Origin of the sequence: Erysipelothrix piscisicarius (assembly GCF_003931795.1) — a bacterium.
Lineage (GTDB): Bacteria > Bacillota_I > Bacilli_A > Erysipelotrichales > Erysipelotrichaceae > Erysipelothrix > Erysipelothrix piscisicarius.
On sequence record NZ_CP034234.1, the window covers coordinates 42721 to 55614 of the forward strand.

The following is a 12894-nucleotide window of genomic DNA, read 5'->3' on the forward strand; positions in this document are numbered from 1 at the left end:
GATTTCTTGGGAGTGCGTCACAACAATAACGCATTTTGGTGATCATGGGCAAGGTGTTGGAAGATATTAATAATTTCGGCTTCCATTTCTTCGTCCAAGTTTCCAGTAGGCTCATCCGCTAGAATTACATCCACATTGGTTGATAAGGCACGCGCGATGGCAACCCGCTGTTGTTCTCCTCCAGAAAGCATGGTGACAAGACGATCGGCCTTACTTCGGGTAATGCCAATAAAATCAAGCAGATTGTATGCAACTTCTTTTGTCTCTTCGGGAATTTGATTGGTGGTGATGTTCATGGCTACAAGTACATTTTCAACAGCCGTTAAATGAGGAATTAGATTATAACTTTGAAAGATAATCCCAATTTGATTGCGCCGATATTCCGCAAGCCCAATCTCAGAGATGTTTTTATTTTTATAATAAACAGCACCTTCACGCGGTGTATCCAGTGCACTCAGTAGGGATAAAAAGGTCGTTTTTCCAGACCCGGATTGGCCCAAAATGGCATAAAAGGTACCGGCTTCAAAACTGGTATTCACATCCCGCAAAATGAAGCGACGTTGATCGCCATCTTGGTAAAAATAATTAATGTTTTTGGTTTCTAATAGTTTCATAATCGCGCTCCTACATTAAGATTTTCTTTGGTTTCATGCGTGTAACATAAAACATTGGAAGGATGCTTGAAGCAACCGCAACACCTGCACCCAAGAGATAGACAGACAAGACATAAGAAGGGGACAGCTCGATGCGATAATCTTCATTTACTTCAATCATATTAATTGAAGGGAGATACGAACTTTCCGTATCAATAAATACGTCATCCATATAAGAATCCGAAATAAGAACATCAGAAACCTTATTCGCAAGCATTAAACCCGTTCCAAACGACAAGGTTAAACCCATAAGTGTAATCATGAGAACTTCCAAGGTTACTTGCCCCAATACGCCCCATTGGCGATCTCCTAACGCAAGATAAATACCCATCTCATGCTTACGATCTCTTAAAAAGAGAATCACCACAAGAGATAGCACGATGGTTGTGGTAATGGCTGCACCCTTTAAGGTATAGTCTGCCATTACATTCAACATTGCCATGGGTGCTGCAATCATTTCAAACGATTGTTGGGAGGTTCGAACCATGAGGCCATCTTCCAAAAGATCTTTTGCTTGTTGTGTAAAAGCGTTTAAATCTGCTTCCGATTCCATTACAAATACGGAATCTCTATAGTTATATTTTTCTTCATTATAGATTGAGTCATTACCGAGGATATCGATCCCTTGTGCTTCCGCAATCTTCGCTTCTTCAGCGCGTAGCGTTCGTAAACGATGATTAGGAATGTAGATTCGGTTATACATCGAGGCTAGACCCCAGTTTTCATTATCAGATTTTTGACTAAACGATACCGGTTTAAACGATCCAACCACTTTAATTTTAAAGCTTATGTTTTGCGCTGCTTCACTCTCATTAACACCATAATTAGGGAGCATCGTTTTAAGTTCGATGACTTCATCAAGACGAATGTTGTTTTCAGTCATCACAATATCCGAAAGAATGACTGGATAGACATCAGACTTTAAATCATCATCGTTAAAGGTACGGCCTGACGTGAGTTCGATCCGCCCGGTTTTTGTATCAAGAAGGTCAAGATATTCGACACCCTGAAATGAGAAATAGTGAATCGGTTCTTCAGAATCGGCACGATCTCGCGCATGAGGCATTTGGTATGATTTTAGAGAACGCGATTGAATATCATGCTTTAGCGCATAATCAAAAAATGCGACCTCAGGTAGTTTTCCTAATTTTTGAATGGTTGATTCGCTAATCTTCAGCGTTTCGAAATCAATGCGATCAAACGCTTCGTAGTCAAGCGCTACGGTTGCATTATAACCAAGTTTCTCCTTAAGGTTTGTTTCAACACGGGATGTGCCTTGTTTAATGGCAAATGTTCCTGCAATTAAGTTACCGAGAATAAATACAACGGTTAAAAGAATGAAAGACTTCCCTTTGCGTCGTGAGACACTCAACCAGGCTCTTTTAAAATGATTCATGATACCTCCTGCTGTACTACTTGCAATAGTACGCCTGAGATTATAATAGCGTTTACATTACCGTAAAGCAAGAAAAATATCATAAGTGGAAAAGATATTTATATTCCATAAGGGATGATACAGCAATCCGCAAGTTGGTGTATGAAATTTTCAAAAATATGGTGATTTTTAATAAAATTTCATTCCGTAAAATTAAATCTATGATATGATTTATAAGGTTAAAAGGAGAAGGAAATGAAAAAAATAATTGTAGCAGTATTATTTTCACTTGTACTTGTTGGATGTTCCGCAAATAAGAACGTTTGTACAGTAGAAGCTGATGGCATTAAACGTACACTTAAGTTGGATGTGAAAAATTCTGAAGTTGTTGGTTTAGAAGAAGAAACTGTAATCCAAATGGATAAAGCAACTCAAATGAATACCTATGATGACTTGTATAAGCAATTTGCTGAATCAAAAGTAACAGATGGTGTCACCTTTGAATATGAGAAATCCGATACCGCAATCACAGTTAAAACAACTGTTGATCTTGCAGTTGCTAAAGGGACCCAATTAGAAAAATATTTCTCATATCTAAGCAAGTCCGGTCAAAAAATTATTCTTGATCAAGAAGACTTAAGCGTTGATGCTGTTAAAGCAGCTCTTGAATCAGAAGGTTCATTCAGCTGTTCAGGAAAATAATATAAACGGATTGATACCAAACACTACTTTGATAACCGAAAACCCTTATAATAAAATGTAAGGAGGGTTTAAAGATGCATCATAAAATACGTAATTTTAGAGATTTAGGGGGGATTCCAGTAAAAGGAGGTCACGTAAAACACCATAAACTTTTACGGGGTGGTCCGCTCTATGATTTGGATGATGAGACGGTGTCGAGTCTTCTTAACGAATACCACCTTAAAATGGTTATTGATGTAAGATCTGATCGCGAAATCGAAGAAAAACCAAATAAGGTGATTGAAGATGTTGAAGCCATTCATCTTGACATTATGACTAAAGCACAACAGAATGCAGATCCAGAAAAAATGGCACTTAAATATCGACGTGAAATTTCTACAGAACACATGAAAGGTTTAAACCGATTGTTTGTGGAAAGTCACGATGCACGGGATGAGTATCGTACATTTTTTAAATATCTTCTTAAAAATAAAGAAGGAGCTCTTTATTTTCACTGTACTGCAGGTAAAGACCGAACGGGTTTTGCGGCTGCTCAAATTCTTAAAATATTGGGAGCGAGTGATGAAGCAATCTTAGCAGATTATCTTGAAACCAATACAATGACTCATGAACTCGTTGAAAAAGAATTGGCGGGATTTAAAGTTAAAGAAAATCTAACGGATGATCAGGTGAATAATATTCGTGGATACATGACGGTGGATACCAGTTACCTTAAAGAAGCATGGGATGCTATTGAAGATATTTACGGGGATTTTGAAACTTATGTTTCAGAAGGTTTATTACTATCGGAAGAAGATGTGGAGACACTAAAAAAGATCTATATCGAATACTAACGGTTGCCAATGGCAATCGTTTTATTTTAAATTATGGTATAATGTTCACGAAAGTTTCACAAAGTGATTTGAGGGGTTTAGATTCATGGCATCTCGTTTTAAAAAAGGCATTACTATCATCCTGGTATTCGCATTGATTGGCATTCAACCCATCAATGCGTTTTCACGCACCGACTATGAACGGGATGAAGGTTATTATCATGAGTTGTGTTCTGGGGCGAGCGCACGTGATCATCAGGATGAGTGTTCTGGATTTACCGAATATATTAATGAAAAACTTGCGGATTCGGAAACATTATTAAGACGGATTCGTGAAGAAAAAGAGACGGTTTTAGAGGAAATTGAAGATAATAATGAATTGTTAGAAGTTTACCAAAAAGAAATTTTGGTTTTAAAAGAACGTGTTATGGAGATTCAAGAGAGTATTCGAATCATTGAAGAAGATGTTTTGGCGACCGAAGCCAAGATTAAAGTGTTTGAAGATAAAATTAAAGTTTTGGAAGAGAAAGTGAAACTCAATATTCGTGCTTCACAATCCTCTCTTTATGTAAATAATTATATAGAGTTTGTATTTGGAGCTGCAGATTTTGTGGATTTAATTCGTCGCATGGAAGGGTTGACACGAATTAAGCAGAGTAATGATGGTGTGGTAAATGAGTTGATTGTTGCACGAAAGGCATTTGATGAAGAAAAAGAGCACTTGTTATCTCAAAAAGAACAATTGGAAGCGAAAGAAGCGTCTGTAAAAAAAGAAGAGCATGATATCAAAGTCTATCAGATGGAAGTCCGAGATTTGATTCAATCGTTGATGGCCAAACATCAAGTGCTTGAGGATCAAAGTAAAGAGGTTCAAGAAAAGATAAGTTTTGAGAACAAACTGTTTTTAGACCTTCGAAATTTACCCAATGAAAATGGATTTGTACGACCGATAAAATCAAATTATTGGGTATCAACAGGCACGTGGCATTATGCAAAAGGCGGTCGTCATATGGGTGTTGATTTAGCTCATGTTGATGCGCGTGTGGGCTTGGAAATTCTTGCTCCGGGCTCGGGTATTATTACTGGGACACAAGGTGGATGTCCAACCTATGGTTCGTATCCTCGCGGGAATTGTAATGGAGGTTGGGGTAATTATCTGACAATGATGTTTAGTGTGAATGGAAAAATTTATGGTGCGTTGTTTGCACACCTTGAAGAAAATTCATTTAAGATGTCACCCGGATCTGTAGTTCGTGCAGGCGATGTGATTGCGAATATGGGCTCTTCAGGTTTATCCTCGGGTCCTCATCTTCATTTAGAAATTTATTATCTTGGTTCTGATAGCATTGAGGCTGCATATGATCGTTGGGATGGAAACATAACCTTTGGAACGGGAGGCGCAAATTGGGGCAACGGTTGGGAGAAACGTTGTGAAATGAACAATCATGATGCTCCATGTCGCGAAAACCCTATGAAAATATTTAATTATACTTATGAAGCAGAATATTAAAAGTCGAGTGAAAATCTCGACTTTTTTATTTTTTTGAACATATCCATTGACAAAAAAGGAGAACAAAGTTATTCTTTTGTTGCAAACGTTTCGCATTTAAATAAATGGGTGTGAATTTAGGGTAACACTTAAAACATTCATATTTTGGAAATGCAAGGCCACGAAAGTGAGGATTTGAAATGAAAAAATTAGGTTTAGTATTGCTTGTCTTGATGATGCTAGTGGGTTGTCAAGCACAGAATAAAGATGAATCTGGAAAATTAAAAGTAATGACAAGTTTTTATCCACTCTATGATTTCGCGCAAAAAGTCGGAGGCGATAAAGTAGCAGTCGAAAACATTATTGAAGGTGGGGAAGCACATAGATATGAACCAAGTGCAAATGATATCATTCGTATTCAAGAATCCGATGTTTTTATTATGAATGGTGCTGGTTTTGAGGCATGGGCTCCTAAAACATTACAAAGTGTAAAAAATGAAAAATTAAAGATTCTTGATTCGAGCCAAGGGGTGACCTTCCATGAGGGTCATGACGATCACGATCATGATGATGATCATCACGGTGAATATGATCCGCATATTTGGATGAATCCCATGAATGCCTATCAACAAATGAAAAACATTAAAGATGCTTTTGTGGAAGTAGATCCAGAAAACAAAGAATATTACGAAGAAAACTTTAAACGTTATGGTGCTGAGTTTGAGTCATTAAGCAATGATTTTGAAAATAAGTTACGCAATGTGAAAAACAAAGAAGTTGTCGTAGATCATACAGCATATGGATATATGCTTGAGCCCTATGGTATCGAACAAGTTGCCATTGCAGGCAGTCTTCTAAGTAGTGAACCAACTGCAAAGCAAGTGGATGAATCCATCCAATACATTAAGAATCAAAACATCAAAGCAATCTATATGGAATCACTCAGTAATGATAAATTACTCCAAACGATATCCAAAGAAACGGGTGTGAGAATTCTTAAATTAAACACGCTTGAGAGTTTATCAAAGCAAGATTTAGAAAAGGGCACCGATTATTTTAAAGTCATGCATGAAAACTTGGAAAGTCTTGTCGAGGGATTGTCACTCTAATGATTGAAAAACGAAAGGGTGTAAGTATACTCACAGTGCTTGCACTCTTTTTTTCCATTTCGCCCATTCACGCCCTATCTGAAAATGACTTTAAAAAAGATGAAGCATATTTCCATGACCTATGCTCTGGTCAAGCATCGCGGGAGCATGAAACCTTATGCAGTCAATTCACAGAGTATATTAATCAAAAAATAAGCGATTCCCAAACACGTCTTAAAGATATTGAAAAGCAAAAAGACGATATCAATACATCGATTGATACCCAACAGGAAACAATTCGAGTTTATCAAGAAGAGATTAATACCCTTTCCGCAACTGCTCGTGAATTAAAAGATTCCATTACCGCAATCAATGAAGATATCAAACAAACACAAATTAATATCGATGTCTATCAAAAAGAAATTGATGTGCTAAATGAAAAAGTAAAGAAAAACATTGCAACCTCTCAATCACAACTTTACGTCGATCCGCTAGTCGAGTTTGTCTTTGCGGCCGTCGATTTTGTCTCCCTCATTCGCCGTGTCGAAGGGATTGCGCGCATTAAGGAAAGCAATGATCTTACCGTAAATAAATTAATTGAAGCAAAGAAGGTTTTTGATTTAGAAAAAGAACATTTAAATCATCAACGCCAAGAATTAGAGAAAAAAAACAAGCTGATTGAAGAACAAGAAACGATTAAGAAAGCATATATGGAAAAAGTCAAAAAGACGATTGCCTCCTTGATGGAGAAAAACAAAACACTCGAACTTCAATATGACGAACTCCAAGAAAAAATCGATCTTGACAGTCGCTTGTTCAGTCGAATCTCGAGTATTGAAGAAACCAATGGCTTTATTCGCCCCGTTGAAAGTGGATACTGGGTATCCGCAGGAACTTGGACTTATCCATGGGGTGGTCATCACATGGGGGTGGATTTAGCTTCCGTTACAGGATCGATTGGTCTCAATATATTGGCACCGGGGTCGGGACTTATAACGGCAGTTAATGGAGGGTGTCCCACATATGGATCGTATCCAAACGGCTCGTGTAATGGAGGATTTGGTAATTACATCACCATGATCTTTAAGACAAATGGTGTTGTTTATGGCGCGATGTTTGCTCATTTAAAAGAAGGAAGTATGACCGTTTCCCCAGGTGATATCGTTTCGGGCGGAACAGTGTTAGCGCAAATGGGTTCTTCAGGACTATCCATGGGACCCCATCTACATCATGAACTTTATTATCTTGGTGAAGATTCGATTGAAGCAGCATACGAGCGATGGGATCGGTCGGTAACCTTTGGTACAGGTTGTGCTTATTGGGGGAATGGGTGGAATATGCGCTGTGATACCAATGGTCGAAGTGTTCCACGTCGTGAAAACCCTATGACGATATACCAATACACACTTGGAGGTGAATATTGATGCGAAAATACCTACCTCACGGGGTCATCCTTCTAATCATCATTTTATGTTCGTTGTTATCGTATCACTTTCAAAATCATGCGGTTATGGCACAGTCCTTGGAAAGTAAACATGACGCTTTGTATCAAGGAACCGTAACAAAGGTCCGAACCGAAAAAGATGAAACAACGAAAATGACGAAGCTATTTTTAGAAGTATACTCTGAATCTTTTCCATATCTTAATAAAACAATTTCAATCGAACAATCCTTGAGTGAAAATACGGCTCAGGCCCTTCTTCCATTACAAAAAGGGGACTCTGTTCTATTGAATCAAACGACAAATGATGAGGGGGTCCAGTATACGCTCAATGGTCCAACCCGAAGCATGCGTGTATTTGTCGTGATTGGGATCTTTAGTATCCTCTTACTGGTTATTGCAAGAAAACAAGGTTTGAAAACGTTAATGTCGTTTGCGTCAACGGTTTTCGTGGTTGGAACCGTCTTTATACCTGGTATTTTAGCCCAACAAAATATGTATCTTTTGGTATTGGTTGTTGCGCTCTGCATTACCCTTCTATCATTTATCACATTGTCGGGATTCTCCAAGAAAACAATGGCTTCTATTATTGGGACACTGGGGGGTGTTTTGGTCGCAATCGTATCGGCAATGCTGATTGTCTTCTTTTTAAAGATTCGAGGTGCAGCGTCAGAAGAATACTCGTATATTGCGATGATGAATCGCGAACAGCCTTTCAATGTAAATCAAATTCTCTTCGGTGCTGTAATCATTGGGGGACTTGGGGCGATGATGGATATTTCAATGTCTATTGCTTCATCAATGTGCGAGATGATTGAAATCGAAGCGTCCTTACCAAGACGCGATCTCGTGAAAGCAGGGATGAACGTGGGCATTGATGCAATCTCAACCATGGTCACAACGCTTGTCTTGGCATATACAGGAGGTGCTTTGCCATCAATCATCCTCTTAAATCTCTATCAGCGAAGTGGTACCTATATTCTCAATAGCTTATGGTTTTCCGTTGAAGTCCTCCAAGCACTTGTTGGTTCCATCGGCATGATGGCAGCCGTTCCATTAACCGTATATTTTATGAGTTGGATTCAAAAGCATTTACAACGAAAAACGAATACGAAAACCTGTAGTTAAATGGTTGTATATCATAGTTTTTCATATCTATGTATGGTAATTATCATCCGTACAAATAGATGATAAGGGGTGTTTATATGAAAAAAACTATTGTACCAGAAGGGAACTGACCTAGTTCCTTGGGACTAAAGAAAAACCCAAGTTAGGATGAAGTTAACCGATAATTTACGGGAGATTGATATCCTAGCTTTTCTTGTATTCGATTTTCATTGTAATATTTTAAATAGTTTATCACAGTTTGTGATACAATTTCAGTAGAACCCTTTAGTTCTGGGTTTAATTCGAATGTTTCACACTTTAGCGAGGCATGAAACGATTCGATAGGAGCATTATCAGCGGGTGTCCCCTTACGGGACATACTCATGGTAATGCTTTTATTTTTTACTTTGAGTTGATACTCTTTTGATGTATAGACACTCCCTTGATCAGAATGAAGAATACATGGCTGAACGATATCCGGAAGTTGATTTAATGTATCAACCACACATTCTGGGTTTTGTCTGTCACTCAATGTAGACGCAATAATCTCACCATTATATAAATCCATGATCGTAGATAAATAGAGCATCTTATGGCCATAAGGGATGTAAGTGATATCTGTCACCAATTTCTCTAGAGGACGTAGTGATTTAAAGTCGCGATTAATGATATTGGGCATAATGATCTTCGGATTTTGTTTTTCGATACCGTTTGACCTTAACACGGCATTGACATTGGTGTTTCTGCATTATCTTTTGAACAGTGTTCTTATTGATAATTCTTTCTTTCGAATTAATGCAGTTATTTTCGATATCCATAACGAAATTTATTTTCTTTACAAAGTTCAATTACTAATCCTTCATTGACAGAATAATTATTAGACTCTAGTTGCTCTTTTAGTCCAACGGTAATACGTTGACTTAGGTACCCAAAAGATTCAAGATATCTTTAAGAGATACAGTGTTGCGATACTCTTCAACGAGCTTGATGATTATTTCAGGAACCACATCCTTTCTCTTTCAAATACTTTTTAATAGTTCAATTTGTTGCTCCAAAGATTTAATTCTAAGTCTTTGTGTTTCTTCGACCGTGTCTCCTTCAGGCCCTTTTCCAAAAGTATATTGCTTGCCTACAGGTTGAGAAAATCGATAGTGTTCACCATTTCGATACCATCTCCACCATGTTTTGACTTGTGTTACATTTTTTATTCCAAGTTCAGTCTGAATAAACCTGCTTGAGTAGCCTGCCAATTTCATTTCTATAACTTTCATCTTTGTCTCATAGCTATGCATAGTTCGTGTTCCCATATAAAAACCTCCTATATTGAACTATTTTACAATAATTCTCATACAAGAGGTTTTTTTCTTTAGTCCCACGGAACTAGGTCAGTTCCAAACATGGATAATGGTTTTTCATTTGTATACATCGAAACGTACCGTAATTAAATTTCAGTACCAATTCCTAGTTCGCGTGCTTTTTCATAAATCTTATGTGCCACAACAACATCAAGAACTGCAGTCCCTACAGATTTAAAGAATGTAATTTGATCATCACGTTGACGTCCTTTTGAACCGTCAAGTGCTAAAGTACCCATCTCCACAAAATCTTCTTTTGTTTTAAGATTTTGTTCCAAGGCACTCAAGACATCCCCAGCTTCTGCAAAGACACCATCAAAGGTATCAACCACAACAACATCTGCTTTCGCAATCGCTTCAACAGGAACTTCTTTCATTTCTGAAGTATACGCACCCACACCATTAACGTGAGCGCCTGGTTTCACAAGGGAACCATCAAATACAGGACGTTTTGATGTTGTAACTGCAGTAATAATATCCGCATTTGAAATGGCTGTATCAACATCTTCAACTAAATAAATTTCAGTATTGTATGACGCAAATTTTTCATTCATGCGTGCTACAAATTTTTCCGCAAATTCACGGTTAAGATCCACAACACCCACACGGTCTAAATCACGAACAACAAGCATTGCTTCAAGTTGAGATTCCGCTTGTCCACCTGCTCCAATTAAAACCGCTTCTTTCGCATCAGCACATGCAAGGTAATCCGTTGCAGCACCTTGAACAGCACCCGTTCTTAATTGTGTTAAATAAGTACCATCCAACATGGCACAAACTTCTCCCGTTTTCCCATCAAGTAGCACCATTTGTGCAGGTACTGCTGGTTTTCCAAGACTTGGATTATTTGGGAATACAGAAACAATTTTAATTCCTGTAGTATTCAACTCTGAAACATAAGCAGGCATAAATAAGTTTTGCCCATTTTTCGCATCAATATTTGTACGAAGGGGTACTGTGGTACCACCTTCTGTATACATGCGTAACGCTTCTTTATCCGCTTCAATGGCTTCTTTCATTGAAAATACATTTTCGATATCACTCTTACTAATAACTAACATCATAGCCTCCTAGTTTGCTTCTACCATTTTTTTTGATTTAAAGAACTCTTCATAAATCATGTTTGCTCCACTATAGAGAAGAATTCCCGCTACAAGCCATTGTAACATACTTACATCTAACGACTTCACAAGGAAAACTGCAATAAGAACCCCTAAAACACCAAGTGTTGACGTGAATAATGTAATCTTACGGCTGTATTCACCAAATTTAATAAATTGCATGCTTCCAACAGGAACTGAGAATGTCGCAGCACCCATCATAATTGGGAATGCAACCCCTGGGTTCAGACCCATTCCATAAACCGTAACCATTGTTAGTGCATAAGAACCAATACCAATATTATTTAAAGCGCCAAAGATAAAGATTAAGATTGCAGTCACAACAAGTTTCACGCCATAAAGTCCCGTAGCCGTTCCACCTGATGGAATAATATTCATTTTACCTGCAACAATTAATGTTGATGCAATCACAAGACCAATACCGATAAATTTACGAATCAATTCAACGGGTAGTTTCACAACAAAGCGTGGTCCGACATAAGCACCTAAAATTTGTGCTCCAATACATACAAGTAATGTAGTAAGATCGACTTGAATTCCAGAGATGTATGATAATGCCATAACTGCTACGGGTAACACACATTGTGTATTTAATGTACCAGGTAAGCGTTTATCATCCACCCACTTTAATTTACGATACAAGACCGTTGAAATCGCAAAGTCTGAAATTCCAAATGTTGATAAAAAGAACATAATAAATGATGAAATAGCGAGACCAACAGTCGGTGCGGGTTCTGCTTTTGTTTCTTCACGGTGGGCTAATAAGTCCATAACAAATTTCACTAAGAAGGCCCCGTTAATTAAAACGATGGCTCCTAAAATTATTCCTAACATAATGTTTTCTCCCTTAGAATAGTGTTTTTATTTTGAGTAAGTCGGGTCCAAATTCTTTCTTCGCTTCTTCATCTAACGCATCAATCAATCTTAAGCAATACGCATCATGACGTACATTCTCTTTGGCTAAAAACACCATGCTGGGTGCTTTTGTCCACAAGACCTCTACATTTTGTGGCTCTATATGACCAAAGATGAGTGCTTCATCATCCACAACAAGATTAATCCATCGACAACCACGGTTTTCCGCTAACATCGCTTCCTCAAAACCATGAGCGTAAACGTGTTTTAAATCGACCTCATAGTTCTTATCCTTGCTGTAAAGAATCACAACAAGATTTCCAGATCGTGCCTCGAATTGTTTAAGTTCATCATAGATTAGCGGTAAATCCTCTTTCCAAACTTGTAACAAAACGGTTGATTTTGCTTCATGAATCAAACGACGACAGCGATTAAAGACATTTTCATAACCTTTTAAACTCCATAACTCCGTTGATTCAATTTTATGACTAAAACGTTGTAATTCATCCGAAACATCACCAAGACGATCATTCATTTGATATTTAAAATTATCAATGACCCCTTGAATATCCACAGCACTGTAATGCACCGGATCTGTTTGTTTAGAAACCAATACAGCACCCTTATCTCTAAGGCTCTCGAGTATGTTATACACCTTAGAACGGGCTACCCCTGATAATTTACTGGCTTCATATCCTGTCATTGGATTGTTTTGTAAAAGCGTCAAATAGACTTTTGACTCTGATTTTGAAAAGTTTAAACTCTTTAACAATGAAACAGCTTTTTCCATTGAATCACCTCATTTATTGTAGTAGCTACTTACAGGTACTATTATAATCATCATCCTATTTTCTTGACGAGTGTTTCAAAGTACAAAACCGCAGAATAATACAAAT

The 12894-nt window shown here is 37.8% G+C and carries 11 protein-coding genes and 1 pseudogene; 6 read left to right on the forward strand and 6 right to left on the reverse strand.

Annotated elements, in window-relative coordinates:
* Positions 1–17: 17 nt before the first annotated feature.
* The gene (locus tag EEI45_RS00190; protein ID WP_228410398.1) at positions 18–614 is read right to left on the reverse strand and encodes an ABC transporter ATP-binding protein; all 597 of its coding nucleotides are present in this window, start codon (positions 612–614) and stop codon (positions 18–20) included.
* 10 nt (positions 615–624) lie between these two features.
* Positions 625–2049, reverse strand: a complete 1425-nt coding sequence (locus EEI45_RS00195; RefSeq protein ID WP_125163670.1) for an ABC transporter permease — start codon at positions 2047–2049, stop codon at positions 625–627.
* A 234-nt stretch (positions 2050–2283) separates the two neighbouring features.
* Here EEI45_RS00195 and EEI45_RS00200 point away from each other — a divergent pair, with 234 nt between their 5' ends.
* From EEI45_RS00200 to EEI45_RS00225, 6 genes are all read left to right on the forward strand, one after another.
* On the forward strand, positions 2284–2730 hold the full coding sequence (locus EEI45_RS00200) for a hemolytic protein (protein ID WP_125163671.1): 447 nt from the start codon (positions 2284–2286) through the stop codon (positions 2728–2730).
* Between the two features lie 74 nt (positions 2731–2804).
* Positions 2805–3563 carry a tyrosine-protein phosphatase gene (locus EEI45_RS00205; protein WP_125163672.1) on the forward strand — a complete coding sequence of 253 codons (759 nt, stop codon included), beginning with the start codon at positions 2805–2807 and terminating at the stop codon, positions 3561–3563.
* 85 nt (positions 3564–3648) lie between these two features.
* Positions 3649–5052, forward strand: a complete 1404-nt coding sequence (locus EEI45_RS00210) for a murein hydrolase activator EnvC family protein (protein ID WP_125163673.1) — start codon at positions 3649–3651, stop codon at positions 5050–5052.
* 179 nt (positions 5053–5231) lie between these two features.
* On the forward strand, positions 5232–6140 hold the full coding sequence (locus tag EEI45_RS00215) for a metal ABC transporter solute-binding protein, Zn/Mn family (RefSeq protein WP_125163674.1): 909 nt from the start codon (positions 5232–5234) through the stop codon (positions 6138–6140).
* On the forward strand, positions 6140–7543 hold the full coding sequence (locus EEI45_RS00220; RefSeq protein ID WP_125163675.1) for a murein hydrolase activator EnvC family protein: 1404 nt from the start codon (positions 6140–6142) through the stop codon (positions 7541–7543). The genes EEI45_RS00215 and EEI45_RS00220 overlap by 1 nt, the downstream gene beginning before the upstream one ends.
* Positions 7543–8688 carry a YibE/F family protein gene (locus tag EEI45_RS00225; protein ID WP_125163676.1) on the forward strand — a complete coding sequence of 382 codons (1146 nt, stop codon included), beginning with the start codon at positions 7543–7545 and terminating at the stop codon, positions 8686–8688. The genes EEI45_RS00220 and EEI45_RS00225 overlap by 1 nt, the downstream gene beginning before the upstream one ends.
* Positions 8689–8830: 142 nt before the next feature.
* Here the strand turns inward: EEI45_RS00225 and EEI45_RS00230 are convergent.
* From EEI45_RS00230 to EEI45_RS00245, 4 genes and pseudogenes are all read right to left on the reverse strand, one after another.
* Positions 8831–9974, reverse strand: a pseudogene (locus tag EEI45_RS00230) (IS3 family transposase).
* A 134-nt stretch (positions 9975–10108) separates the two neighbouring features.
* Positions 10109–11083 carry an ornithine cyclodeaminase family protein gene (locus EEI45_RS00235; protein ID WP_125163677.1) on the reverse strand — a complete coding sequence of 325 codons (975 nt, stop codon included), beginning with the start codon at positions 11081–11083 and terminating at the stop codon, positions 10109–10111.
* A gap of 9 nt (positions 11084–11092) precedes the next feature.
* Positions 11093–11977, reverse strand: a complete 885-nt coding sequence (locus tag EEI45_RS00240; RefSeq protein WP_125163678.1) for a sulfite exporter TauE/SafE family protein — start codon at positions 11975–11977, stop codon at positions 11093–11095.
* A gap of 13 nt (positions 11978–11990) precedes the next feature.
* The gene (locus EEI45_RS00245; protein WP_125163679.1) at positions 11991–12788 is read right to left on the reverse strand and encodes a TrmB family transcriptional regulator; all 798 of its coding nucleotides are present in this window, start codon (positions 12786–12788) and stop codon (positions 11991–11993) included.
* Positions 12789–12894: the final 106 nt, after the last annotated feature.

Bases quoted from the DNA above. Each gene is read 5' to 3' on its own strand.
- EEI45_RS00190 (WP_228410398.1), bottom strand. From the start codon at position 614: ATGAAACTATTAGAAACCAAAAACATTAATTATTTTTACCAAGATGGC.
- EEI45_RS00195 (WP_125163670.1), bottom strand. From the start codon at position 2,049: ATGAATCATTTTAAAAGAGCCTGGTTGAGTGTCTCACGACGCAAAGGG.
- EEI45_RS00200 (WP_125163671.1), top strand. From the start codon at position 2,284: ATGAAAAAAATAATTGTAGCAGTATTATTTTCACTTGTACTTGTTGGA.
- EEI45_RS00205 (WP_125163672.1), top strand. From the start codon at position 2,805: ATGCATCATAAAATACGTAATTTTAGAGATTTAGGGGGGATTCCAGTA.
- EEI45_RS00210 (WP_125163673.1), top strand. From the start codon at position 3,649: ATGGCATCTCGTTTTAAAAAAGGCATTACTATCATCCTGGTATTCGCA.
- EEI45_RS00215 (WP_125163674.1), top strand. From the start codon at position 5,232: ATGAAAAAATTAGGTTTAGTATTGCTTGTCTTGATGATGCTAGTGGGT.
- EEI45_RS00220 (WP_125163675.1), top strand. From the start codon at position 6,140: ATGATTGAAAAACGAAAGGGTGTAAGTATACTCACAGTGCTTGCACTC.
- EEI45_RS00225 (WP_125163676.1), top strand. From the start codon at position 7,543: ATGCGAAAATACCTACCTCACGGGGTCATCCTTCTAATCATCATTTTA.
- EEI45_RS00235 (WP_125163677.1), bottom strand. From the start codon at position 11,083: ATGTTAGTTATTAGTAAGAGTGATATCGAAAATGTATTTTCAATGAAA.
- EEI45_RS00240 (WP_125163678.1), bottom strand. From the start codon at position 11,977: ATGTTAGGAATAATTTTAGGAGCCATCGTTTTAATTAACGGGGCCTTC.
- EEI45_RS00245 (WP_125163679.1), bottom strand. From the start codon at position 12,788: ATGGAAAAAGCTGTTTCATTGTTAAAGAGTTTAAACTTTTCAAAATCA.